Origin of the sequence: Thermohalobaculum sediminis (genome assembly GCF_023487995.1) — a bacterium.
Taxonomy (GTDB): domain Bacteria; phylum Pseudomonadota; class Alphaproteobacteria; order Rhodobacterales; family Rhodobacteraceae; genus Thermohalobaculum; species Thermohalobaculum sediminis.
The window spans coordinates 276126-299282 of record NZ_JAMFKN010000004.1; the positions used below are offsets into that span (position 1 = coordinate 276126).

Here is a 23157-nt window from a genome sequence, read left to right on the forward strand (position 1 = left end):
GATGTTTCTCGTCGTCGGCTCTCTCGGGCAGTCAGGCCTTCTTCCGGTTGACGACGAAGAAGGCCGAAACGATCGCGACCGAGATGAACAACAGCACGGTCGAGATCGCGTTGATCTCGGGCGTCACGGCGCGGCGCAGCTGGCCCAGCATGTAGGTCGGCAGTGTATCCTGCCCCGCCGATTTCACGAATTCGGTGATCACCACGTCGTCGAGCGAGATGACGAAGGCCAGCATCGCGCCGGCAACGATGCCCGGCATCATCAAGGGCAGCGTCACGCGCCGAAACGCACGCCACGGCGTCGCGTAGAGATCGGCCGCCGCGGTCTCGAGGCTGCGGTCCAGCCCCTCCAGCCGCGCGCGGATCGGCAGATAGGCGAAGGGAATGCAGAAGGCGGTGTGCGCGAGGACCAGGTAGCCGAGGCCCGAATACCCCGTTGCCTGCTTGACGGTCGCGAACACGATCAGAAGCGCCACGCCGGTCACGATCTCGGGCACCATGAGCGGCTGGTTGATCAGCGCGTAGATCGCGGTCTGGCCCCGGAACGGCCTGACCCGCGTGGTGCCAAGTGCCGCCATCGTCGCAAGCACGGTTGCGAAGACGGACGCGAAGGTCGCGACGATCACCGATCTGAGCGCCGCGTCCTGGATCTGCTGGTTCTGCATCGCGGCCTGGTACCAGCGCCACGAGAAGCCTTCCCACATCGCAACCGACATGCCCGAGTTGAAGGAATAGATCACGAGCGTCACGATCGGTGCGTAGAGCACGAGGAAGGTCGCGATCGCGATCGCGACGAATCCCGGCATCTTGCGGACATCGAAGCTCGCGCGCTCACTCACGACTGGCCGCCTCCTTCTGGACGATGCGGACATAGAAGATCAGCGCGACCATCACGATCAGCAGGAGCGTGAGCGACAGCGCGGCACCCAACGGCCAGTTCCGGCCCTGGCCGAACTGCAGCTCGATCAGGTTGCCCAGCATCATGTTCTTGCCCCCGCCCAGCACGCGCGGCGTGACATAGGCGCCAAGCGACGGGATGAAGACCAGGATGGAGCCCGCGATCAGCCCGGGCCTGACCAGCGGCACGACGATGCGGCGCAGCACCCGCCGGCGGCTGGCGTAGAGGTCGTAGGCCGCCTCGATCAGCCGGAAGTCGAGCCGCTCCATCGCCGCGTATAGCGGCAGGACCATCAGTGGCAGATAGACATAGGCCATCCCCAGCAGGATCGCGAAGTCGGTGTACATGATCTGGATCGGCTGCCGGATCACCCCCGCCGCCAACAGTACCGAGTTCACGATCCCCTCGCTGCGGATCACCTCCATGATCGCGAAGGTACGGATGAGGAGGTTCGTCCAAAAAGGAATGGTGATGAGAAAGAGCCAGATGTTCCGGCTCTCGCGGCTGCGGGTCGCGATGAACCATGCGGTGGGAAAACCCAGAGCGATGCAGATCAGGGTCGTAAGCAGCGACAGCCTGACTGAGCGCCAGAAGATCGTCAGATGCGCATCCGCGATGCTGACGGTGTCGTCGAAGATGTCCCGCGCAAGGAACACCTTGAACCAGCCCTCGCCCGAGAAGGACCACACGATGCCGCCGTAATCCCCCGCCGTGAGGAAGGAATAGACGAGGACGATCAGCAGCGGCCCCGAGGCCGCGCACAGCAGGACCAGGAGCGCTGGCGCCGACAGCAGCCACGAGACACGAACCTCGCGCCGCCGAGCGGCCGAGACGAGCGCTCCCTTTCCCTCGCGCGCCGTGATCGCGCGCGCCGGTGCTGCCGCGCTGTCGCCCTGTCCCTGCATGTCAGTCCCTCAGCACCTGTACCGATCCGCGGGGCAGGCGGATCGCGACGTCGACACCCGTCGCCAGAATCTCGGCCGCGTCGCGGCTGTTCTGCCGGCGCAGCACGAAGCGCCCGCCGCCGGACAGTTCGACATGGTAATGGGTGTCGGTACCGAAATAGACGATGCTCTCGACCCGGCCCGCAAGCGCCGCGGGCTCGCCCGGTGCCGCGAAGGCCGCGTGCTCGGGGCGCACCGCGACGGTCACGTGCCGCGGCGCGCGCATGCCCTCGGGCAATGCTGTCGCGATCTCGTGGCCGGTGGCAAGCCTCAGCCTCGCCGTCCCGGCCCCGTCGCTCTCGTCTGCCACCAATTCGGCCTCGATGAAATTGGTGTCGCCGATGAAATCCGCCACGAAGCGCTCGACCGGGTGGTCGTAGATCTCGCGCGGGCTGCCGACCTGCAGGATCGCGCCCTGGTTCATCACCGCGACGCGGTCGGACATGGTCAGCGCCTCCTCCTGGTCGTGGGTGACGAAGACGAAGGTGATGCCGGTCTCGGCCTGCAGGCGCTTGAGCTCGATCTGCATGTCCTTGCGCAGCTTGTAGTCGAGCGCCGACAGCGGCTCGTCCAGCAGCAGGACCTTGGGATGGGGGGCGAGCGCGCGGGCCAGCGCCACCCGCTGCTGCTGGCCGCCCGAGATCTGGTCGGTGCGCCGGTCTGCAAGCGCCTCCATCCGCACGAGGCGCAGCATCCGGGCCACGGTCTCGCGCACCTCGTCCTTCGGGCGGTCCTGCATCTCGAGCCCGAAGCCTATGTTCTGTGCCACCGTCATGTGCGGAAACAGTGCATAGGACTGGAACACCGTATTCACCGGGCGGCGGAAGGGCGCGAGATGCGAGATGTCCTGGCCCTCAAGCTCGATCCGCCCCGCTGTCGGCTGGTCGAAGCCCGCGATCAGCCGCAAGAGCGTGGTCTTGCCGCAGCCGGAGGGGCCAAGCAGGGTGAAGAACTCGTTCTTGCGGATATCGACCGACACGTTGTCGAGCGCGTGGAACGCCGAGGCACCCTCGCCGAAGGTCTTCGTCACCCCGCGCACGCGGATCGCGATCTCGCTCTCGGTCATTCGGCCCCCGCCCGCTGGTCGCCCGCCATCGGGGGATTACGGCGCGTCAGGTCCGGATTTGCAAGGGGTTGCAGGGCAGGGCGGGCCGATTTCGCGCGGGCGCCCGCGCTCAGTCGGCGTCGGGCTCGGGCCGGATCGAGCGCCAGCCCGACAGCGCGACGAAATAGAGCGATGCCCCCACCCACAGCCAGAACACCAGCGGCGAGGCGTCGCTGATGCTCTGCCCCTCGGTGTCGATCAGCACCAGCCGGAACGAGGTCGCGGCCCACAGGACCGTCATCGGCACGGTGACGTTGCGCCAGTCCCGCACCCGGAAGGGGTGGACATATTTCCACGGCACGAAGGTCAGCACGCAGCAAAGCGCGATCACCGCAAGGTTCAGCCACGGATCGGTCTGCAGGATGTGGAAATACAGCACCACCACGTTCCACACCGCCGGGAAGCCCGCGAAATAGTAGTCCGATGTCTTGAGGTCGAGATTGGCGAAGGTGTAGCAGCTCACCGCCATGATGGCCGCGGCCGAGACCGTCGCCCATCCCTCCGGCACGAAGTCGAACCAGTAGACCATCATCGCGGGGACCGCGACGTAGTTGAAGAAGTCGATGACGTTGTCGAGCACCGCGCCGTCGAATTTGGGCGTCATCTCGGTCACCTTGACCCGGCGCGCGAGCGTGCCGTCGATGCCGTCCACGAACAGCGCGAGCCCCAGCCAGATGAACACCGCGATGCGGTCGCCCTCGAGGATCGCGAGCAGCGCGAGGAAGCCCAGCACGATGCCCGACGTCGTGAAGGCATGGACCGCCCAGGCGGCGGCCACCTCGGCCTTCTTCGGGCCCAGCCTCGGGTCGCGGGTCATGTTCTCGTCGTATCGTCCCATGTGCCTTGATTGCAAGCATGGGGGGCGAGCGCAAGGGCCTATGCGAGCGAGGGAGCGGCGGCGGGGGGCCTTGCGTCACGCCAGCCGCGCGACGCGGCAGGCGATCTCGCACGCCGGGCGGGTGGTCAGGCGCGCGACGGGCCGCACCGTTCCCGGCTCGAGCGCCCGGATGTCATAGCGCCGGGTCAGCCGCGCAAGGATCAGGATGCTCTCGACGGTGGCGAAGGCCGCGCCCGAGCAGATCCGCGGCCCCATCCCGAAGGGGAGGTAGGCGCCGGCCGGGATCTCGCCCTCGCGCTCGGCCGAGAAGCGGTCGGGATCGAAGCGGTCGGCGTCGCGCCACAGTCGCTCGTGCCGGTGGATCACCCAGGGCGACACCAGGATCATCGCGCCGCGCGGCACGGCGCAGGGGCCGATCCGGCTCGCCTCGCGCGCGACACGTGCATAGAAGGTGATGGGCGGATAAAGCCGCAGCGCCTCGCGGAACACCGACCGCACGAAGCCGAGGCGCTTGACATGCGCGAACTCGACCGGCCCCCCGTAGGTCACCGCCTCGATCTCGGCCCGCATCCGGGCGACGGCCTCGGGCTGCTCGCCGAGAATGAAGAAGCACCAGGTCAGCACGCTCGCGGTCGTCTCGTGCCCGGCGAGAAAGAACACGCCGATCTGGTCGACGAGTTCCGTGTCGGTAAAGCCTGTGCCGGTCTCGGGGTCGCGCGCGGCGATCAGGTCGGCGGCGATGTCGCCCGAGCGGCCCGCGGCGCGGTGCGTGGCGATCATGTCCGCCAGCAGCGCCCGGATCTCGCCCGCCGCGGCAAGCGCCGGACGCGGCTGCGGGATCCGGGCGAAGGGGCGCGACCAGAGCAGCCGGCGCAGTTCCACATTCGCCACGGTTTTCTGGAAGCGCGCGAAGGCGTCGAAGACGCGATGCGCGGTCTCGCCCGCCAGGTCCTGCGAGAAGATCGTGCGAAACACTATGTCGGCGGTGATCCGGCTCATGGTCTGCTCGAGCGGCACGGGGTGGCCGGCGGCGCTCGCGGCGTCGAGCATGGCCTCGCCCCCGCTCACCGCCTCCGCCATCTTGCCGAAGGCGCGGTGGATGTGCATGTGGCCGAAGGCCGGGTCGATCATCCGGCGCTGCCGCTCCCAGTCGGCGCCGTCGGCGACGAAGACGCCATGTCCGACGAGTGGTTCGAGCGCGCCCACCATCAGGTCGTTCTTGGGAAAGAGCGCGCTGCGCCCCACCAGCACGTCGCGGATGTCGGCGGGGTCCGAGACGAGGAAGATCCCCCGGCGCGAAACCCCCAGCGGCGCCGTCAGGCTGCGATAGGCCGCGCCCGGCAGCAGCGTGATCAGGTCCCGCTCGCCCGACAGGAGCGCCCGCAGAAGGGCGCGCTGCGGGCCCACCGGCCAGGGCGCGGGCGGGCGATAGAGCTGCGCCGGGCCCTCCGCCACGCGAAGCGCCGCGGCCCTCGCCGCGCGCGCCGTGGCGCCGCGAGCGGCCGCGGCGGGCGGGGTCGCGCTGCTGTCCATGCCGACAAGCCTGTGCGCGCCGGCCGGCGTTGTCCAGATGGCGGGATGCACGGCTTTGCAACCCTTCGCGCCGCTTGACCCGCCGGGGCGCAAGGCCTATCCGGCATGGAGATCCCGCGGGGACGACGTCGGGGCAATGCCCCCGAGAGGCACAGAGCAGGCGATCGCCGATGGGCGCGAATGAGACCGATGGCGCAATGCCCCGGCCGCAATCTGCGGCGCTCGGCTATGTCGAGCGCCCCGAAGGGCTCGCCTATGTGCTGGTGACCTCGCGCCGCACACGCCGCTGGATATTTCCCAAGGGCGCGGTCAGCGCGGGCGAGAGCCCGGCCGCCGCCGCCGCACGCGAGCTCGCCGAGGAGGCGGGCGTACTGGGCGATGCCGCGCCCGAGCCGATCGGCGTCTACACAGCGCTCAAGGCCACCCACCGCGGGTTCGTCGAGCTGCAGGTCGCGCTCTATCCCGTCCGGGTGCGAAAGATCCTGGACCGGTGGGAGGAGAAGCCGCAGCGCCGCCGGCGCATCGTTCCGGCCGAGGAGGCGGCCGGGCTGATCGCCACCCCCGAGATGGCCGAGCTTCTCGCCGCCTTCGAGCGGCTGCACGGCGAGGACGGGCGGGGCTGAGGCCGCGCGGTCAGGCGAGGCTGGCCGCGAGCATCGCGCCGCTCATCGCCGCGATGAACAGCCCTCCCGCGATCTGGAGGGCGGGACCCGCGACGCGCGCGGCCCGGCTTCCGCGGCCGGTTGCGGTCAGTGCCGTGCGCCGGGCGCCGACCGAAGCCGCCGCCACCACCATGACGACCGCTGCCGTGCCGAGCGCCATCGCCGTCACCGCGGCGACGCCGGCCGCCGGCACCCCGAAACGCCACGCCAGCACCAGCACGATCACCGCTCCGGTGCAGGGCCTCAGCGCGATGCCGCCGACGATGGCGGCGGCATCGCGCCAGCTCCGCATCGCCTCGACCGCCTCGGCGCTCGGGGCGTGGGCGTGGCCGCAGCCGCAGGCTGCGCCGTGGGCGTGGTGGCCGTGCGGCGCATGCTCGCCGTGGTGGTGGCGGTGATCGCCTGCGCCGTCGCGGGGGGCGCCCGCCGCGATGAGGCCGCGCAGGCCGCGCCAGGCCATCCAAAGTCCGATCAGCGCGACCGCCGCGGCGCTGGCGGGCGCGAGCATACCCTCCACCGTCTCGACCGCATGCGAGGCCGTCATCTCGAAGATCAGGAAGCCGCCATAGACCAGCGCGACCGCCGTTGCCGCCTGCCCGAGCGACGAGATCAGCGCAAGCCCCATCAGCCGCCGCGCCGTGCTGGCCGAGGCCATCCCCGCGCCGCCGATCAGCACCTTGCCGTGCCCGGGCCCGATTGCATGCACCACGCCATAGGCCGCGCAGGCGCCGATCAGCGACCACAGCGCCGCCGTATCGCCCGCCCGCAGGCGGCTCACGGCGGCGGCGATCAGGTCCTGGAAGGCGCGCTGCTGGCGCGCGGCCCAATAGCCGATCTCGGCCCCCGCGCCACTCAGCCACAGCGCGAGACCCAGGGCCGCGAGGGCCGCGACGACGATCGCCGCCGTCAGCCGCACAGCATCACGATCCGGTCGGCGAACAGCGCGCCCACGTCCTCCTGCTCGGGCGTCTCCTCGGTCGAGAGCAGCGCGAGCGAGCCCTGCAGCGCGGCGAGCGCGCTGTCGGGCTCGAACGGCTCGATACGGGCGCGGCACGCCGTGGGCACAGCGCCCTCGAGGCGCGGCTCGTGCGTCGCGAAGTAAGCGAAGTAGTAGGTCGGGTCGTAGAGCTTGACCAGCACCTCGGCCTCGCCCGGCGCGATGGGGGTCTCGAGCGCCCGCTCGAAGGTGACGGTGAGCCTGCCATCGCCCATCGCGGCCGTCCCGTTCGACGGGCCGGTCAGCGGCATCTTTGCGCCGCCGTGCCACAGATAGCTGTCGCCCTCGAAGCCCCCCTCCCAAGTGAGCTGGTCGGTGACGACCTTGGCCGTCTCGTCGTCCGTGAGCACCCCGTCGCCGTCCTTGTCCACCTCGAGCGACTCGAGGATGAACAGCGAGGCGAAGGCGTCATACTGCCAGATCACCCGGATCGCCGCGAGCCGCCCCTGATCGTCGAAGATGAAATGCGCCCCGCCGTCGAGGAAGACATGCGGATGCGCCCCCGCCTGTCCCGCCGCGAGCCCCGCCAGCGCCGCCGCCGCCGCGCACCGACCGATCCGTCGCATTCCGCCCCTCGCGCCTGTCACGTGGTGTCGCCGAGAATATAGGCGATCGCCGCGGGCTTGCAGCCCCTTCCGCTTCGTTTGCGTGGCGGATAAGCCGGGGCGACCGAAGCCACATGGGGGAGACGCGATGACCGCGCAGTGCAGCACCGACATCGACGACGAGATCCGCGCGATCCGCGAGGGCGTGGCCGAGCTTTGCGCCCGCTTCGGCGGCGACTACTGGCGCGAGAAGGACCGCGCGCGCGCCTATCCCGGCGAATTCGTCGCGGCGCTGACCGAAGCCGGCTACCTTGCCGCCCTGATCCCCGAGGAATTCGGCGGCTCGGGCCTCGGACTGCGCCAGGCCTGCGCGATCCTCGAGGAGATCCATCGCTCGGGCGGGAATTCGGGCGCCTGCCACGCGCAGATGTACATCATGGGCACGATCCTGCGGCACGGCTCGGCGGTGCAGAAGGCCGAATGGCTGCCGAAGATCGCGAGCGGGGAGATCCGCCTCCAGGCCTTCGGCGTGACCGAGCCCACCTCGGGCACCGACACGCTCAGCCTGCGCACCACCGCGGTGCGCGAGGGCGACACATACGTCATCAACGGCCAGAAGATCTGGACCAGCCGGGCCGAGCATTCCGACCTCATGCTTCTGCTCGCCCGCACGACGCCGAAGGACCAGGTGACGAAGAAGGGCACGGGGCTGTCCACCTTCATCGTCGACATGCGCGCCGCGCGGGGGCAGGGGCTCGAGATCCGCCCCATCCGGGCAATGGTCAACCATTCCTCCTGCGAAGTGTTCTTCGACAATCTGCGCATCCCGGCCGAGAACCTCGTGGGCGAGGAGGGGATGGGGTTCCGCTACGTGCTCGACGGCATGAACGCCGAGCGCACGCTGATCGCGGCCGAATGCATCGGCGACGCGCGCTGGTTCATCGAGAAGGCCACCGCCTATGCCTCGTCGCGCGAGGTGTTCGGCCGGCCGATCGGCGCCAATCAGGGCGTGCAGTTCCCCATCGCCAAGGCCTACGCCCAGACCGAGGCCGCCGACCTGATGGTGAAGCGCGCGGCCGCCGAGTTTGACGCCGGCCGCTCGATCGGACCCGAGGCCAACATGGCGAAGTATCTCGCCGCCGAGGCGTCCTGGGCCGCGGGCGAGGCCTGCCTTCAGGCGCATGGCGGCTTCGGCTTCGCCGAGGAGTACGACGTCGAGCGGAAGTGGCGCGAGACCCGGCTCTACCAGGTGGCGCCGATCTCGTCGAACATGATCCTCGCCTATCTCGCGCAGAACGTGCTGGGGATGCCGCGCTCGTACTGAGGGCGCTGTCCCGTTACCGCGTCCGCGCCTTAGATGCGGTCGCCGCACGGCCATGCCGGGGGCTTGTGCATGCACCACCCCCGATTGTGTCCGCGCTGCCACGCCTGCGCGGCACGTGCGCGGAAGATGCCATGGCACGGAACCGCCGGGCACCTCTGCGGGTTGATCGCGCAAACCCCGTGAGAGGAGGCAGAAACGTGAACAGCGCCTATCGAGCCCAGGTCCCGCAATCGCTCCCCGCGCATCCGGCGCCGACGCCGCGCGCAGGCACCCCGCGCTCGGACGAGGTGGCGACCCATGTCTCTTGAACTTGTCGGCTTCGGCGCGCTCGCGCTCCTTGCCATCAACACCTGGGCGATCGTCTCGGTGCTGGGATCTGGCCGGCCCGCCGGCGCCAAGGCGATGTGGACGGCGCTGGTGCTGATGCTGCCGGTGGCGGGATTCCTTGCCTGGCTGATGGCTGGCCCGCGGGAGCGCGAATACCGGCTCTGACCGGCCGCCGCCGCGCGCCCCGCTCACTCGGCGGCGTCGCGGCGCTCCTCGCGGTGGCGCAGTTCGAAGGCTCCCGGCAGGGCCGCGGCATGGCTGCCCAGAGGCCCGGTGAGAGTCACCCGATAGACCGTGCCCTCGACCGTCTCGCGCGTCAGCGTGCCGCCGATCTGGCGGGCGAACCCCTCCATCAGCCGTGCGCCGAGGCCCGAGTTGCGGTCGAGTGGCGCGCCGGGCTCGTCGCTTTCGCCCTCCCGTCCGGCGCCGCCGAGATCGTTCTCCAGCGTGATCCTGAAATTCTCGCCGTCGCGCGCGAGGCCTAGGCGGATCTCGGTCGGGCCGCTGGCTCCGACCGCGTGCTTGAACACGTTCGACACCGCCTCGGTCATGAACAGCGCGATCGGGGTCGCCACCTCGGTGCCCACGGTGATGGGCTCGAGCGCCGTCTCGAAACGCACCGTGGCGCGGGCGGGCTTGAGCGAAGTGGTGAGGTGCTCGCACAGGTCGCGCAGCAGGTGGTCGAGCGGGATCGAGTCGAGCCGCTCGGTCGCGTAGAGATTCTGGTGCACCAGCGCGAGGCCGTGGATGCGGTCCTGCACCAGCCTGAGCGAGCGCCGCTCGGCCTCGCTCTCGGACCGGCGAAGCTGCATGTTCATCAGGCTCGACACCATCTGGAGGTTGTTCTTGACCCTGTGGTGCACCTCGAGCAGCAGCGATTTCTGCGACGCCACCATGTCCTGCAGCGCCGCCTCGCGCTCGGCGAGGTTGCGCGCCATGCCCCGGACCGCGTCGCCGAGGTTGCGGATCTCGGTGGGCGCACCGTCGAGCGTATCGATCTCGGTGTCGAGCTCGCCCCGCCCGAGCCGCGCGGTGACGCGCTCAAGATAGCGCACATGCCGCGTCACCAGCCGGTCGATCGCGGCCGCCGCCACCATCACGGCGATGAGCCACAGCAGGATCGGCGCGATCACGAGAAGCCCCTGTGCGCTGCCCACGAGGTCGGCGAACCTCAGCTCGCGCGATGCCGTGACCGCCCAGACCTGCCCGGCGATCAGCGGCACGACGAAGAAGCGCCGCTCGATCCCGTCGGCCGAGCCGAGCAGCATGTCGCCTTCCGTAAAGCTCATCAGGGGCTCGCGATCCTTGGGCAGCCAGCCGCCCCCGCCGGCGCCGCCGATTGCAAGCAGGGCGCCGCCCTGGCCAAGCACGGCGAAGGAGCGCGGCGTCAGGTCCGAGGCGACGAGCCCCCGCAGGAAGGTGAGATCGATCCCCACGGCGATCGCGAAGGCCTCGGCGGCAGCATCGGGCATCGGGTAGAAGGCGGTGACGAAGGGGTGCCGGTCGCCCTGGGCTTCCTGCGGCGGGCCGATCACGAAGCGCGGCCGGTCGAGGAAATCACCCCATGCCGGGTTCCCGGCGATGCCCAGCACCGTTGCGTCCCCGCAGACCGCCCCGCCCCGGGCGTCGAGCAGAGCCCCGCCCGTCAGCCTCGGGTCGCTGCCCAGCGTGAGGTCGAGCGAGCGGGCGCAGGCGCCGGTCTCGTCGAGCTCGCGCTTCAGCTCGCGGGCTGCGATCCGAAGGGTCTCGCGGATCGACAGGAACACCGACTGCTCCTCCTCCGCCGCCTTGCGCACGTCGGCGGCGAGGAGTTCCAGCCGCTGTCCCACCGCGTCGTCGACATTCGACAGCGCCTGGATCACCGCCAGCACGCCGGCGGGAGCCATGGCGACGGCAAGGATCAGCGCGAACTGGAAGCGAAGGCGCCTCAGGCCGTCGCGGTGCGGGGCATCGGCCATCCGGGTGCCCGCGTCACGCCGGCTGCGTGGCGTGACGGGCACGCAACGCAGCCTCGCCGCCGTCCGGGCCATCGGCGCTCGCTCCTCGCCCGTTTGCCTCGCTAGGCGCGCCGTCGTCCTGCGGGGCGTCCTCACCGGGCTCGGCATCGCCGCCCTCGAGCAGCTCGGCCAGGCGGGCGCGGGCGCGGCTCACCCGGCTCTTGATCGTGCCGGGCGCGACGCCGCAGATCTCGGCCGCCTCCTCGTAGGAGAAGCCCGACGCCCCGACCAGGATCAGCGCCTCGCGCTGGTCGTCGCCCAGCGTCGCCAGCGCCGTGCGAAAGTCGCGCATCGCCAGCCGTCCGTCATGCGCGGGCAGGTCGGTCAGCCGCTCGGTCAGCGCGCCGTCGGCGTCCTCGACCTCGTTGCGGGTCTTGCGCAGCTCGGAATAGTAGCTGTTGCGCAGGATGGTGAAGAGCCAGGCGCGCATGTTGGTGCCGGGCCGGAACTTGTCGCGGTTCGCCCAGGCCTTCACCATCGTCTCCTGCACCAGGTCGTCGGCCCGGTCGGCGTCGCGGTGGAAGGTGCGGGCGAAGCCGCGCAACGGCTTGAGCGCGGCGACCAACTCGTCGCGGAACGGGTCGCTCATCGCTTGGCCTCCGCCTCGGCCAGGCGCTCCAGCAGGTGCAGCAGATGCTCGGGCAGGGGCTCGGCGACGGCATCGTCGTAGAGCCGCCGAAGCTGCACCGTGATCGGGTCTTCGGCGGTGCCGTCGAATTCCGTGATCCGCGCTTTACGGGGTTCGGCTGCGGACGTTTTCGTGGTGGTCACGGCCTCGGGTCCTCGGGCTGCCTCGGCTCAACCGGCGGTTGGGCCTGCCTGTCTCGCGGAACGAACGCCTTGCCGGCCGCGTTGGTTCCGAGCATAGCACGGGACGAGCCATGATGGAGAGTCGGATGACCACCACCGTCGGGGGGGCAGGTGCCGCCCGGCCGAACCTGTCGGACCTGATCGCCCCGCAGCTTCCCTACCTGCGGCGCTTCGCCCGTGCGCTCTGTGGCGAACAGCGCGCGGGTGACGCCTTCGTCGCGGCGGTGATCGAGGCGCTGATCGCCGACCGCGACGCGCTCGACCTGAGCCTGCCGCCGCGCGTCGGGCTCTATGCGCTCTTTCACCGGCTCTGGAGCAGCGCGGGCCCCGGCGGCCCGGCCGCGGGCGATGCGGGGGTGGGCGCGGCCCAGCTCAGGATCGCCCGCCTCACGCCGCGCTCGCGCCAGATGCTGCTCTTGACGACGCTCGAGGGCTTCTCGCTCGACGATGCGGCCGAGATCATGGGCGTCGGGCGGGACGAGGCCGAGCGGCTCGCGCGCGACGCCCGCGCCGAGCTCGATCGCCAGATGCGCTCGCGCGTCCTGATCATCGAGGACGAGCCGATCATCGCGCTCGACATCGAGAGCATCGTCGCCGGCATGGGCCACGAGGTCGTGGGCATCGCCGACACGCGCGCGAGCGCGGTCGCGATGGCCGAGGATACTCGGCCCGATCTCGTGCTCGCGGACATCCAGCTCGCCGACGGCTCGTCGGGCATCGACGCGGTAGAGGACATCCTCGCGCGCATGAAGGTCCCGGTGATCTTCGTCACCGCCTTCCCCGAGCGCCTGCTGACCGGCGAGCGGCCCGAGCCCACCTTCCTCGTGACCAAGCCGTTCCGCACCGGGACGGTCGAGGCCGCGGTGAGCCAGGTCCTGTTCCTCAGCGCGGCGCGCTGAGCGCGGGCGGTTCAAAGCTCGCCCGCCTCCTCCAGTACCTTGCGCGCCACGCGGAAGCATTCCAGCGCCTGCGGCACGCCGCAGTAGATGCCGACCACATGGATGATGGCGCGGATTTCCTCCTTCGTGACGCCGTTCCTCAGCGCGCCGCGGCAGTGGATCTCCCATTCGTGCATCTTGCCCAGCGCCCCGATCATCGCGAGGTTCATCATCGAGCGGGTCTTCGGCGGGATCGCGTCGTCGCCCCAGCCGAAGCCCCAGCACCAGGCGGTCATCGCCTCCTGGAACGGGCGGGTGAAGTCGTCGTCGGCGGCGAGATTCTTCTCGACATACTCGGCCCCCAGCGTCGCCTTGCGTTGGGCGAGGCCCTTCTCGAACAGGTCGTCCATCTCTCCCTCCCTCGCGCGCCTCAGCGGCGGAGCACCGCCTGCAGAACGTCGCGCACGCCGATCGCGCCCTTGACCACCTCGTCCTCGCCGAACACCGCGACCGGGGCGGTGTGCGAGCGGTGCATCGCCAGCATGATGGTCTTGAGCGAGGTCCCCGGCTCGGCCCAGAAGACCGCGGGCCGGTCCGGATCGACCTCGTTCACCTCGGCGCAGGAGATCCACTCGGCCGGCCGGCCGCGGCACTCGGCCTCGGTCACCTTGCCATCCGCCCCCAGCCGGAAGCGCGTCGTCTGCCGCCGGTCGAGCCAGAGCCAGCCCTCGCCCGCCGGCTCGAGGTCGCGCCGGTCGCGCATGACGTTCCATGCGGTCAGCACGCTCAGCGGGTTCACGTTGGCGATGAAGTCGCGGACATAGTCGTTCGCGGGGTTCAGCACGATGTCCTCGGGCGGCCCGCTCTGCACGATGCGGCCACCCTCCATGATCGTGATCGTGTTGCCGATCTTCAGCGCCTCCTCGAGGTCGTGGCTGACGAAAAGGATGGTCTTTCGCAGCACCTCCTGCCACTCCAGCAGGGCGTCCTGAAGCTTGGCGCGGATCAGCGGGTCGAGCGCCGAGAAGGGCTCGTCCATCAGCAGGATGGGCGCGTCGGTCGCGAAGGCGCGCGCGAGGCCCACGCGCTGCTGCATGCCGCCGGAGAGCTCGTGCACCTGCTTGCCGGCCCACTGGTCGAGACCGACCAGCTTGAGCTGGGCCTCGACCCGCTCGCGCCGCTGCGCCGCGGGCACGCCGGCGAGCTCGAGGCCGAAGCCCACATTGTCCGCCACCGTGCGCCAGGGCAGCAGGCCGAACTGCTGGAACACCATGGCGACGCATTCGCGGCGCACGCGCTGCAGGTCGGCCGCGCTGCAATGCGCGACATCGGCCGACCAGCCGTTGTCATGCACGATCACGCGCCCCCGCGCGACGCGGTTCAGCCCGTTGACCGAGCGCAGGAGCGTCGACTTGCCCGAGCCGGAGAGGCCCATCAGCACCGAGATCTCGCCCTGCCCGACCGCGAGCGAGCAGTCCGCGCAGCCCAGAACCGCGCCGGTGCGCTCGAGGATCTCGCCCCGCTCCGCGCCCTTGTCCATCATCGCCAAAGCCTCGGCCTGCCGGTCGCCGAAAACGATGTCGACCTTTTCGAACTCGATCGCGGGCGTCATTTCGCTTGTCCTCCGCCGATCCGGCTCATGCGGTCGAGAATGATCGCAAGGATCACGATCGACAGCCCCGCCTCGAGCCCCAGCGGGATGTTGACCGAGTTGAGCGCCCGGACCACCGGCTTGCCCAGGCCGTTCGCCCCGATCAGCGCGGCGATCACCACCATCGAGAGCGAGAGCATGATGCACTGCGTCAGCCCTGCCATGATGGTGGGGAGCGCCGCCGGCAGCTCGACCTTCCACAGCAGCTGCCGCGGCGTTGCGCCGAAGGCCAGACCCGCCTCGATCATCGGCGTGGGCACCGACTTCACGCCCAGATACGTCAGCCGGATCGGAGTGGGCGCGGCGAAGATCACCGTCACGATCAGCCCCGGCGCGGGGCCGAGCCCGAACATGATCAGCACCGGGATCAGGTAGACGAAGGTCGGCAGCGTCTGCATCAGGTCGAGCACCGGTTGCATCATCCGCCACAGCCGCTCGCGATGGGCGCAGAGGATGCCGAGTGGCACGCCGATCGCCATCGAGGCCGCCGCCGCCGCGACGACCAGGACCAGCGTCTCGACCGTCTCCTCCCAAAGCCCCTGATTGATGATGAACAGGAGCCCCGCGAGCACGCCCAGCGCCAGCTTCCACGATCGCTGCAGACGCCAGGCGAGCGCCGCGAAGGCCAGCGCCGTCAGCACCGGCGGGACCGCCAGGATCAGGTCGACCAGCCCATCCAGCAGCCAGGCCGCGGATTTCGAGAAGCTGTTGAAAAGGAAATAGAAATTGTCCGTGAGGAAGGTGAAGAACGCCTTTCCCCACTGGCCGATCGGGATCTTGGTGTCCGCGATCGCCGCGCTCAAGGGATCCATGGATCACGCTCCCCTCGGGTTCGGCCGGGCCCCGCGGCCCGGCCACGCACCTAAGGCCGGCAGGGTCTCAGCCGCCGAGCCTCGCCCTCACCGCCGCCATTGCGTCGCCGCCGTCGAAGGTGGTCACGCCCTCCAGCCACGGCGTCGCGGCATCGGGGTTGGCCTTGAGCCAGGCCTCGGCCGCCTCGTTGGCGTCGGCACCGTTCAGGATCTCGCCCATGATGCTGTTCTCCATCGACAGCGAGAAGACGAGGTTGCCGAGGAACCGGCCCACATTCGGGCACTCGTCGACATAGCCCGCGCGCACGTTGGTGTGGACGGTCGCGGCGCCAAAGCCGGAGTCTCCCATGCCGTCGAGATAGGCGATGTCCATCTCGCCCATCACCGGATGCGGGGTCCAGCCGAGGAAGGCAATCCATTCCTGGCCGCGGATCGCGCGCTCGGCCTGGCTCAGCATGCCGGCCTCCGAACTCTCGACCAGATCGAAGCCGGGAAGCTGGCCGCCGCTGATCATGTCGAGGATGATGCGGTTGCCGTCATTGCCCGGCTCGATGCCGTAGATCTTCGCGTCGAACTTCTCCGCATTCGCGGCCACGTCCGACAGGCTGGTGACGCCCGCGTCCGCCACGTATTTCGGCACCACGATGCCATAGCCCGCGCCCGTCAGGTTCTGGCCGATCGTCTCGACCGAGCCGTCGTCGAGATAGGGCTGCACGTCCGCCGCCATCGAGGGCATCCAGTTGCCGAGGAACACGTCGATGTCCTTGTTCTTCAGCGAGGCATAGGTGACCGGAACCGCCAGCACCTGCACCTCGGGCTCGTATCCCAGCGCTTCCAGCAGCACGGTCGCGACGCCCGTGGTCGCCTGGATGTCGGTCCAGCCGACATCCGAGAAGGTCACGGTCCGGCAGGCGTCGGGATCGGCTGCCAGTGCCGCGGGGGCGACGGTACTGGAGAGCAGCATGGCAAGGAGCAGGCGTTTCATGGCGGAACCTCCGGTTGACGTTTTTGCTGGCGCCCGGCCGAACGGCCGCGCGGATGTTGAAAGATCATTACAATCATGATTTCCCCACCGATGCCAGCGCGACGGGCGGCCCGCCAGGAGCGCGCGGGCGTCATGCCGGGCGTGCAGACCTGCCTACGGATGGCGAGGCTTCCGGGAATCGCGCGGTTCGCCTACAGCCGAGGTCATGGCTCGACGGAAGCATCCCATGGTCGCACGTCGTTACGCCCGCCGCGGACGGTCCCGGCGGGGTGCTCGGGCATGACGCCCGGCGCGCGCGAGGGGCGGATCCTGGCCCTGGCCCTCGCGCTTCTGGCGGCCGTGATGTGGGGCCTCTGGTGGGTCCCGATCCGGATGCTCGAAGGCGCGGGGCTCTCGGGCGTCTGGTCGGGGCTCGCGATGGCGGCGGGCGCGCTTCCGGCATTCGTGCTTGCCGTCGCCCTGGGCGCGCGCCGGGGCCGCGGCGCCATGGCGGGCGCGTCGGCCCTCGCGCCGTCCCGGGCCGTCCGCCGCGCCTTCGCGGGCGCGCTGGCCTGCGGCGCCGCCGTGATGCTCTACGCCGCCGCGCTGGGATATACCGGGGTCGTGCGCGCGGTCCTGCTGTTCTACCTCGCACCGGCCTGGAGCACTGCCATAGAATGCCTGTTCATGGGGCGCCGTTGGGGGTGGCGCAGCACGCTCGCGCTTGGCCTCGGGCTCGCCGGGGTTGCCGCGATCTTCCGGGTCGGGCTGGGCGGCGGGCTCGGCGGCACGGGCTGGGGCATCGGCGACACGATGGCGCTGGGCGCGGGCCTCGCCTGGTCGGTGGGCACGGCGCTGATCTTCACCGCCGCGTCGCCGGGCGTCGCGCGGCTGTCGCTGGCGACCGGGCTCGGGGCGCTCGCGGCGGGAGGTCTCGTCGCCTTTTCGGGCGGCGGCGCGACGGTCGTGCCCAGCCCGGAGGTGCTGTCTGCGGCGCTGCCGCTCGCGCTCGCGACGGGGGTGATCTATCTCGCGCCGATCATCTTCACCACGATGTGGAGCGCCGAGCGCCTGCCGCCGGCCACGCTCAGCTTCCTGCTGACCGCCGAGATCGTCTCAGGGGTCGTGTCGAGCGCGATCTTCCTTGATGAGCCCTTCGGCCCGCCCGAGGCGCTGGGCGCAATCCTCGTCACCCTCGGCGCGCTGGTCGAGGTCCTGCCCGCCCCCCGCGTCCGCCGGCCCGATCGGGCCTGACGGGCGGCGCCGGGTCGCCAGAGGCCCGGACGCGGCGCTGCCGGGCGCATCCGTCCGGCGGTTCGAGCGAGGACGCCCAGGAACAGCATGCCGGTCATCGGGTTGCGCGACAGCACCAGATGCAGCACGATCGGCACGAACAGGCCCGCGAGCGTCCCCGCCGTGCCAGCGCGTCGTCGGGTAACCCGAGCCCTGTCGCGCCGTTGCTGCCCACCACATTGAACATGACGAGCGGCATTTAGGCCAGCACGTGGCAGGTCTCGACCGTGGGGCCCTCGCGGATGGCGCCGAGGGGTGTTCGGGTCCTGTCCGAACATGGCGCGCGAACTCTCGGAACGGATCGGGGCTTCCGGCCAGCGTTTCGACCTCAGGCTGCAAAGAGGTCTCTCCCGCCAGGTCCTGCGCTGCGCGTCCGCCGCTGCGGCCTTGCACCGCCTGCCGACGGGCGCGAAACTACGCACCGGCCGAGCACTGAAGGGAGGCGACGTGACCGACGCGACGGGAAACAGCCATGCAACCGGGTCCGAGGATGAGCCGGTGCGCTACATCGAGCGCACGCGCAGCTATTACGCCGCGCTGGGCTATGGCGCGCCCTATGTCTGGGCGCGGCAGCCCGAGGTTCCCTTCCGGCGCCTTGAAAGGCCGTTGTCGGCGTGCCGCGTCGCGCTGATCACCACCGCCGCGCCCTTCCAGCCCGACAAGGGCGACCAGGGACCCGGCGCGCCCTACAACGCGGCGGCCAAGTTCTACCGGGTCTATTCGCTCGACGCGGCCCGGGACCACGACCTGCGGATCAGCCACGTCGCCATCGACCGCGACCACACCACGGCCGAGGATCCGAACAGCTATTTCCCCCTTCCTGCCCTGAGGCGCGCGGCGGCGGCCGGACGGATCGGCGCGGTCGGGCCCCGCATCCATGGCTTGCCGACGAACCGCAGCCAGCGCGCGACGCTCGACACCGACTGTCCCGACCTGGTGGCCCGCTGCCGGGAGGACGGTGCGGATGCGGCGATCCTCGTGCCGAACTGCCCGGTGTGCCACCAGAGCACGGCGCTCGCCGCCTCGGCGCTCGAGGCCGCGGGCATTGCCACGGTGGTGATGGGCTGCGCCGAGGACATCGTCGCCCATGTCGGCGCGCCGCGGTTCCTGTTCTCGGACTTTCCGCTCGGCAACGCGGCGGGGTTGCCGGGCGACCGGACCTCGCAGGACTTCACGCTCGGCCTCGCGCTCGACCTCATCGAGACGGCGACAGGCCCGCGCACCATCCGCCGCTCTCCGCTGCGCTGGAACGGCAGCCCTGGCTGGAAGCAGGACTACTGCAACATCGCCCGTCTCTCGCCCGACGAGATCGCTCGTCGGCGCGCCGAGTTCGACCGCGGCAAGGACGCCGCGCGCGCCCTGCGCGACGCGGTTGCCGGTCGGGGCTGAGACCGCGCGCCGGCGGACCGGCGGCACGCCTTCAGTCGGCCAGCACCATCAGGTCGCGCGCGGCGATGCTGAGGCTCACCGAGTCGCCCGGCCGCGGCGGCGGCGCGTCCGAGGTGTTGAAGGTGTCGAGCGAGATCTGCGCTTCCACCACCCGCACCCGGATGCGGATGACCGAGCCGAGGAAATGGACATCCGAGATCCGCCCCGCGAGCCGGGTCTCACGCCCCTCGACCGGGTGGAGCGAGACCACCTCGGGCCGCAGCGCCAGCGTCACGCGCGTGCGTCCCGCCAGCGACCGGCCAAGCGCCACGGCCGTGTCGCCGATCAGAACGGTGCCAGCGCCCGCATCGGTCACGCTCGCCTCGATCAGGTTCAGGGTGCCGACGAACGAGGCCACGAACCGCGTCGCGGGGCGGTTGTAGATTTCGTAGGGCGTGCCGACCTGCTCGGCCACGCCGTTGTTCATGACCACGATGCGGTCGGACATCGACAGCGCCTCTTCCTGGTCGTGGGTGACGTAGATCGTGGTGATCCCCAGGCTCTTCTGGATCGCGCGGATCTCGTCACGCAGCGAGACCCGGATCTTGGCGTCGAGCGCCGAGAGCGGCTCGTCCAGCAGCAGCACCTGCGGCCGCCCCGCCAGCGCGCGGGCCAGGGCGACGCGCTGCTGCTGCCCGCCCGAAAGCTGGAAGGGATAGCGCCCGCCCAGATCGGGCAGGTGGATCATGCGCAGCATCTCGGCCACGCGCGCCGCGATCTGCGCCTTGGGCATGCCCTTGACCCTCAGCCCGAAGGCCACGTTCTGCGCGACCGTCAGGTTGGGAAACAGCGCATAGGACTGGAACACCATGCCGATGTCGCGCTGGTTGGGGCGCAGGTTCACCACGTCGCGCCCGTCGATGCGGATCGAGCCCGCGCTGGGCGTCTCGAAACCCGCGACCATGCGCAGCGTCGTCGTCTTGCCGCAGCCCGAGGGGCCGAGGAACGAGATGAACTCGCCCTGCTCGACGGCGAGGTTGAAGTCGCGCACCACGCGGGTGGGGCCGAAGGACTTCTGAAGGTCCGAGATATCGAGAAAGGCCATTGTTTATCGCTTTGCCGCGTTGGTGTGCTTCGAGAACCGGGTCACCAGCTGGATCAGCCCCATGCAGATCCAGGTGATGGCGAAGGCGATCACCGCCAGCGCCGCCGGCTCGTAGGCGCGGTTCGCGCCGATCAGTTGCAGGTAGGGCCCGAAGGCGGGCCGGTTCAGAAGGGCCGCCATCACGAATTCGCCGATGACGATGGCGAAGGTCAGGAACGCGCCCGACAGCACGGCGACCAGCACGTTCGGCAGGATCACCCGGGTCATGATGGTGACCCAGCCGGCGCCAAGGCTCTGGGCGGCTTCGGTCAGCGTGGCGATGTCGATGGTCCTCAGCCCCGTGTCGACCGCGCGATACATGTAGGGCAGCGACAACGTCGCATAGCCCATCATCAAGAGCACGTTGGTGCCCATCGCCGTGCCCGTGAGCGGCAGGATCGACGACGTGTTGTAGAGCCGGATGTAGCCGAACACGATCACGATGGGCGGTATGACCAGCGGCAGCAGCGTGATGAACTCGACCACGGGACGCAGGCGCGGCAGCTTGAGGCGCACCCAGTAGGCCGTGGGCACCACGATCAGCACGCCCACGACGATCGTCGCCAGCGCCATGACGACCGAGTAGGCGAAGGTTTCCTGAAACCGCGGATCGGCCAGCACCACGCGGTAGGCGTCGAGGCTGTATTCGCCGCGCCGCATACGCAGCGAGAATTCCAGCGTGCCGATCAGCGGCAGGAAGAAGTAGGTCACGCCGATGCCCAGCGCGAGCCAGGACCAGATCCGGGCGGGCTTCATTTCATCCACCTCTCGCTGCGGGTCCTCAGCCAGACGTAGAGGAAGTTCGCGATGCCGGTGACCACGATCATGCCGAAGGCCAGCGCATAGCCCAGATGCGGGTCCTGCAGCACGTCGCCGCGGATCTGCGCGAACAGCAGGATCGGCACGATCGACAGCGACGAGCCCGTGAGCGCATAGGCCGTCGCGACCGCGCCGAACGAGTTCGCGAACAACAGCGCCAGCGTGCCCAGCAGCGTCGGCCACAGGATCGGCAGCGCCACGATCCGCCAGTACTGGAAGCCCGAGGCACCCAGGATCTCGGCCGCCTCGCGCCACTCGCGCTTGAGGCCGTCCAGCGCGGGAGTGACGATCAGGATCATCAGGGGGATCTGGAAGAACAGGTATGTCAGCGTCAGCCCCGTGAAGCTGAGCAGGTTGAAGCCCATCGCGTAGATGTTGATGCCGAACCAGTCCTTCAGCAGCACAGTCACCAGCCCCAGCCGCCCCAGCGTGGCAAGGAAGGCGAAGGCCAGCGGCACCCCCGCGAAGTTCGACGCGACCCCGGAGAAGGTCAGCAGCGGTCCCCTGATCCATCCCGGCAGGCCGCCCAGCGTCACCGCCGCCGCGACCGCGAAGCCGATCAGGCAGCCCAGCAGCGCCGAGGCGAGGCTGATGCGGATCGAGATCCAGTAGGCCGCGAGGATCGACGGCTGGAACAGGTTCGCGATGTTCTCCAGCGTCGCCTCGCCCGCGGCGTTGCGAAAGGCGCCAAGCACGATGAACATCGTTGGCAGGATCAGGAACAGCCCCGCGAAGGCGGCAAAGGGCGCGACGCCCAGCCAGGCGAGCGGCAGGCGCCGCCGCGTGGGCGCAACCACGGGATGGGGCCGTGAAGCGGAGGTTTGCATCTGGGGGCGTCCGGTCGGAGGCGCGCGTCGCCTGCCCCGGCGCCGGGCCGGGGCAGGCGAGCGGTCAGAGTTGCGTCACTGGACGTTCGCGCCGACGACGCTGTCCCAGCCCGAGGTCACCTCTTCCTTGTTCGCGGCCTGCTCGTCGAGGCTCGGGAACACCGCCTTCTCATAGGCTTCGGCCGGCGGCAGGCGGTCCATCACCTCCTGCGGGATCACGCCGCGCTTGGCCATGTCGTTGAAGCGGATCGGGTGGCAGTAGCCCTTGAGCCAGCCAAGCTGGCCCTCGTCCGAGTAGAGATACTCCATCCACAGCTTGGCGGCGTTCGGATGCGGCGCATAAGCCGAGATCGCCTGCACATAGACGCCCGCGACGACGCCCGATTTCGGCACCACGACCTCGATCGGCGGGTTGCCGTTCAGCGTGTCGCGCGCCGCCAGCGCGTTGTAGTCCCACATCACGACGATCGGGGTGGCGCCCTGCGCGATCGTGCCGGCCTTGCCGATCACGGGGACGAAGTTGCCGGCCTTGTTGAGCTCGGCGAAGAAGTTCAGCCCGGCCTCGCCCGACGCCTTGCCGGGCGCGCCGCCGGCCGCGACGCCCGCCGCCAGCACGCCCAGGATCGCCTGGTTCGAGGCGCGCGGATCACCCGCCAGCGCTACCGCGTTCGCGTATTCCGGTTTCATGAGGTCCGACCAGTCCTGGGGCACGTTGTCGACCAGGTCCTTGTTCACCGCGAAGGCGAGCACGCCGTAGTAGTCGCCATACCAGTGGCGGTCGGCGTCCTTGGCGCTGTCGGGGATCGAATCCCAAGTGGAGACCTTGTAGGGCATCGTCAGGCCCTCGTCCTTCGCCGCCGGGCCGAAGGCGAAGCCCACGTCCAGCACGTCGGGCGCCTGCGGTCCCTTGTTGTCCTTGTTGGCGCGCACCGCCTCGAGCTCGTCGGCCGAACCCGCGTCGGGGTTCAGCTCGTTGACCGTGAGGAACGGATACTTCGCCTTGAAGCCGGCGATCACGTCGCCATAGCCGCACCAGTCGTGCGGCAGGGCGATGGTGGTCAGCATCCCCTCCGCCTTCGCGCCCGCGATGAGCTCGTCCATGCTCTGCGCCGAGGCGAGAGAGGTCGAACCGAGGAGCGCCGCCGCCGTTGAGGCGGCCACGAGGGACGCACGCAAGAATGTCATCTGAAGGTCTCCCTGACTGTCATGGTGCCGGAGGCCGGGCCGTTCCCCCCAACGGCCTCGGACGCCCCCGGCGCGCCGATTGTTATTTGGCGGCGACAGTAAAAGCCCAAGAAAATTTTATGACAATAGGCCAAAATGTCTAAAAAACGCTGTCGCCTGCATGTTGTCACGGTGCCGTGATGGCGTTTTGTCTTCTTTTCGATCAAGTCGCGCATCCCGCGCCCCGGCGACGCACCG

The 23157-nt window shown here is 69.9% G+C and carries 24 protein-coding genes; 6 read left to right on the forward strand and 18 right to left on the reverse strand.

Translation table 11 applies throughout. The annotated features are described in order from the left end of the window. Positions 1–31: 31 nt before the first annotated feature. From M1105_RS11010 to M1105_RS11030, 5 genes are all read right to left on the reverse strand, one after another. Positions 32–805, reverse strand: a complete 774-nt coding sequence (locus tag M1105_RS11010) for an ABC transporter permease (RefSeq protein WP_249580487.1) — start codon at positions 803–805, stop codon at positions 32–34. A gap of 25 nt (positions 806–830) precedes the next feature. After that, on the reverse strand, positions 831–1802 hold the full coding sequence (locus tag M1105_RS11015; protein ID WP_249580414.1) for an ABC transporter permease: 972 nt from the start codon (positions 1800–1802) through the stop codon (positions 831–833). 1 nt (position 1803) lies between these two features. Continuing rightward, a complete protein-coding gene (locus M1105_RS11020; RefSeq protein WP_249580415.1) occupies positions 1804–2907 on the reverse strand; it encodes an ABC transporter ATP-binding protein in 1104 nt (367 codons plus the stop codon). 109 nt (positions 2908–3016) lie between these two features. Next, a complete protein-coding gene (locus M1105_RS11025; RefSeq protein ID WP_249580416.1) occupies positions 3017–3763 on the reverse strand; it encodes a CDP-alcohol phosphatidyltransferase family protein in 747 nt (248 codons plus the stop codon). Between the two features lie 96 nt (positions 3764–3859). Then, positions 3860–5317: a cytochrome P450 gene (locus M1105_RS11030; RefSeq protein WP_249580417.1), complete on the reverse strand. Its 1458-nt coding sequence runs from the start codon at positions 5315–5317 to the stop codon at positions 3860–3862. A 170-nt stretch (positions 5318–5487) separates the two neighbouring features. Here M1105_RS11030 and M1105_RS11035 point away from each other — a divergent pair, with 170 nt between their 5' ends. Beyond that, positions 5488–5940, forward strand: a complete 453-nt coding sequence (locus M1105_RS11035) for an NUDIX hydrolase (RefSeq protein WP_249580418.1) — start codon at positions 5488–5490, stop codon at positions 5938–5940. 10 nt (positions 5941–5950) lie between these two features. On the opposite strand, the gene M1105_RS11040 is transcribed toward M1105_RS11035, so the two are convergent. Together M1105_RS11040 and M1105_RS11045 are read right to left on the reverse strand one after the other, a co-directional pair. After that, positions 5951–6895 (reverse strand): nickel/cobalt transporter, encoded by a 945-nt coding sequence (locus M1105_RS11040; RefSeq protein WP_249580419.1) that lies wholly within the window; start codon positions 6893–6895, stop codon positions 5951–5953. Next, entirely contained in the window at positions 6886–7542 is a 657-nt protein-coding gene (locus M1105_RS11045; RefSeq protein WP_249580420.1) for a DUF1007 family protein, read from the reverse strand. Before M1105_RS11045 ends, M1105_RS11040 begins: the two co-directional genes overlap by 10 nt. A gap of 127 nt (positions 7543–7669) precedes the next feature. Here M1105_RS11045 and M1105_RS11050 point away from each other — a divergent pair, with 127 nt between their 5' ends. Then, positions 7670–8845, forward strand: coding sequence for an acyl-CoA dehydrogenase family protein (locus M1105_RS11050; protein WP_249580421.1), 1176 nt, complete (start codon positions 7670–7672; stop codon positions 8843–8845). A 297-nt stretch (positions 8846–9142) separates the two neighbouring features. Further along, positions 9143–9337: a PLD nuclease N-terminal domain-containing protein gene (locus M1105_RS11055; RefSeq protein ID WP_249580422.1), complete on the forward strand. Its 195-nt coding sequence runs from the start codon at positions 9143–9145 to the stop codon at positions 9335–9337. 23 nt (positions 9338–9360) lie between these two features. Here the strand turns inward: M1105_RS11055 and M1105_RS11060 are convergent, their stop codons facing one another. Genes M1105_RS11060 through M1105_RS20845 form a run of 3 tightly spaced genes read right to left on the reverse strand, consistent with a single transcriptional unit; the run spans position 9361 to position 11940 of the window. Next, on the reverse strand, positions 9361–11202 hold the full coding sequence (locus tag M1105_RS11060; RefSeq protein ID WP_249580423.1) for a sensor histidine kinase: 1842 nt from the start codon (positions 11200–11202) through the stop codon (positions 9361–9363). After that, positions 11144–11758, reverse strand: a complete 615-nt coding sequence (locus M1105_RS11065; protein WP_249580424.1) for a sigma-70 family RNA polymerase sigma factor — start codon at positions 11756–11758, stop codon at positions 11144–11146. Before M1105_RS11065 ends, M1105_RS11060 begins: the two co-directional genes overlap by 59 nt. Beyond that, on the reverse strand, positions 11755–11940 hold the full coding sequence (locus tag M1105_RS20845) for a NepR family anti-sigma factor (RefSeq protein WP_249580425.1): 186 nt from the start codon (positions 11938–11940) through the stop codon (positions 11755–11757). Before M1105_RS20845 ends, M1105_RS11065 begins: the two co-directional genes overlap by 4 nt. 125 nt (positions 11941–12065) lie before the next feature. Here M1105_RS20845 and M1105_RS11075 point away from each other — a divergent pair, with 125 nt between their 5' ends. Then, positions 12066–12878 carry a response regulator gene (locus M1105_RS11075; RefSeq protein ID WP_249580426.1) on the forward strand — a complete coding sequence of 271 codons (813 nt, stop codon included), beginning with the start codon at positions 12066–12068 and terminating at the stop codon, positions 12876–12878. An 11-nt stretch (positions 12879–12889) separates the two neighbouring features. Here M1105_RS11075 and M1105_RS11080 read toward each other — a convergent pair whose 3' ends face one another. The 4 genes from M1105_RS11080 to choX all read right to left on the reverse strand — a co-directional run bounded on the left by M1105_RS11080 (position 12890) and on the right by choX (position 16305). Then, the gene (locus M1105_RS11080; RefSeq protein WP_249580427.1) at positions 12890–13267 is read right to left on the reverse strand and encodes a carboxymuconolactone decarboxylase family protein; all 378 of its coding nucleotides are present in this window, start codon (positions 13265–13267) and stop codon (positions 12890–12892) included. Between the two features lie 20 nt (positions 13268–13287). Continuing rightward, positions 13288–14469: a choline ABC transporter ATP-binding protein gene (gene choV, locus M1105_RS11085; RefSeq protein WP_249580428.1), complete on the reverse strand. Its 1182-nt coding sequence runs from the start codon at positions 14467–14469 to the stop codon at positions 13288–13290. Continuing rightward, positions 14466–15320 (reverse strand): choline ABC transporter permease subunit, encoded by an 855-nt coding sequence (choW, locus tag M1105_RS11090; RefSeq protein WP_249580429.1) that lies wholly within the window; start codon positions 15318–15320, stop codon positions 14466–14468. Before choW ends, choV begins: the two co-directional genes overlap by 4 nt. Before the next feature lie 67 nt (positions 15321–15387). Beyond that, complete coding sequence (gene choX / locus M1105_RS11095; RefSeq protein ID WP_249580430.1) at positions 15388–16305, reverse strand: choline ABC transporter substrate-binding protein; 918 nt, start codon at positions 16303–16305, stop codon at positions 15388–15390. Positions 16306–16584: 279 nt separating this feature from the next. Here choX and M1105_RS11100 point away from each other — a divergent pair, with 279 nt between their 5' ends. Beyond that, positions 16585–17538, forward strand: coding sequence for a DMT family transporter (locus M1105_RS11100; protein WP_249580431.1), 954 nt, complete (start codon positions 16585–16587; stop codon positions 17536–17538). 486 nt (positions 17539–18024) lie between these two features. Further along, positions 18025–18966 carry a glycine reductase gene (locus tag M1105_RS11105; RefSeq protein WP_249580432.1) on the forward strand — a complete coding sequence of 314 codons (942 nt, stop codon included), beginning with the start codon at positions 18025–18027 and terminating at the stop codon, positions 18964–18966. Between the two features lie 31 nt (positions 18967–18997). Here M1105_RS11105 and M1105_RS11110 read toward each other — a convergent pair whose 3' ends face one another. The 4 genes from M1105_RS11110 to M1105_RS11125 all read right to left on the reverse strand — a co-directional run bounded on the left by M1105_RS11110 (position 18998) and on the right by M1105_RS11125 (position 22920). After that, complete coding sequence (locus M1105_RS11110; protein WP_249580433.1) at positions 18998–20050, reverse strand: ABC transporter ATP-binding protein; 1053 nt, start codon at positions 20048–20050, stop codon at positions 18998–19000. A gap of 3 nt (positions 20051–20053) precedes the next feature. Continuing rightward, positions 20054–20845, reverse strand: a complete 792-nt coding sequence (locus M1105_RS11115) for an ABC transporter permease (RefSeq protein ID WP_249580434.1) — start codon at positions 20843–20845, stop codon at positions 20054–20056. Next, positions 20842–21735 carry an ABC transporter permease gene (locus M1105_RS11120; protein WP_249580435.1) on the reverse strand — a complete coding sequence of 298 codons (894 nt, stop codon included), beginning with the start codon at positions 21733–21735 and terminating at the stop codon, positions 20842–20844. The genes M1105_RS11115 and M1105_RS11120 overlap by 4 nt, the downstream gene beginning before the upstream one ends. Positions 21736–21810: 75 nt before the next feature. Continuing rightward, positions 21811–22920: an ABC transporter substrate-binding protein gene (locus M1105_RS11125; protein WP_249580436.1), complete on the reverse strand. Its 1110-nt coding sequence runs from the start codon at positions 22918–22920 to the stop codon at positions 21811–21813. Positions 22921–23157: the final 237 nt, after the last annotated feature.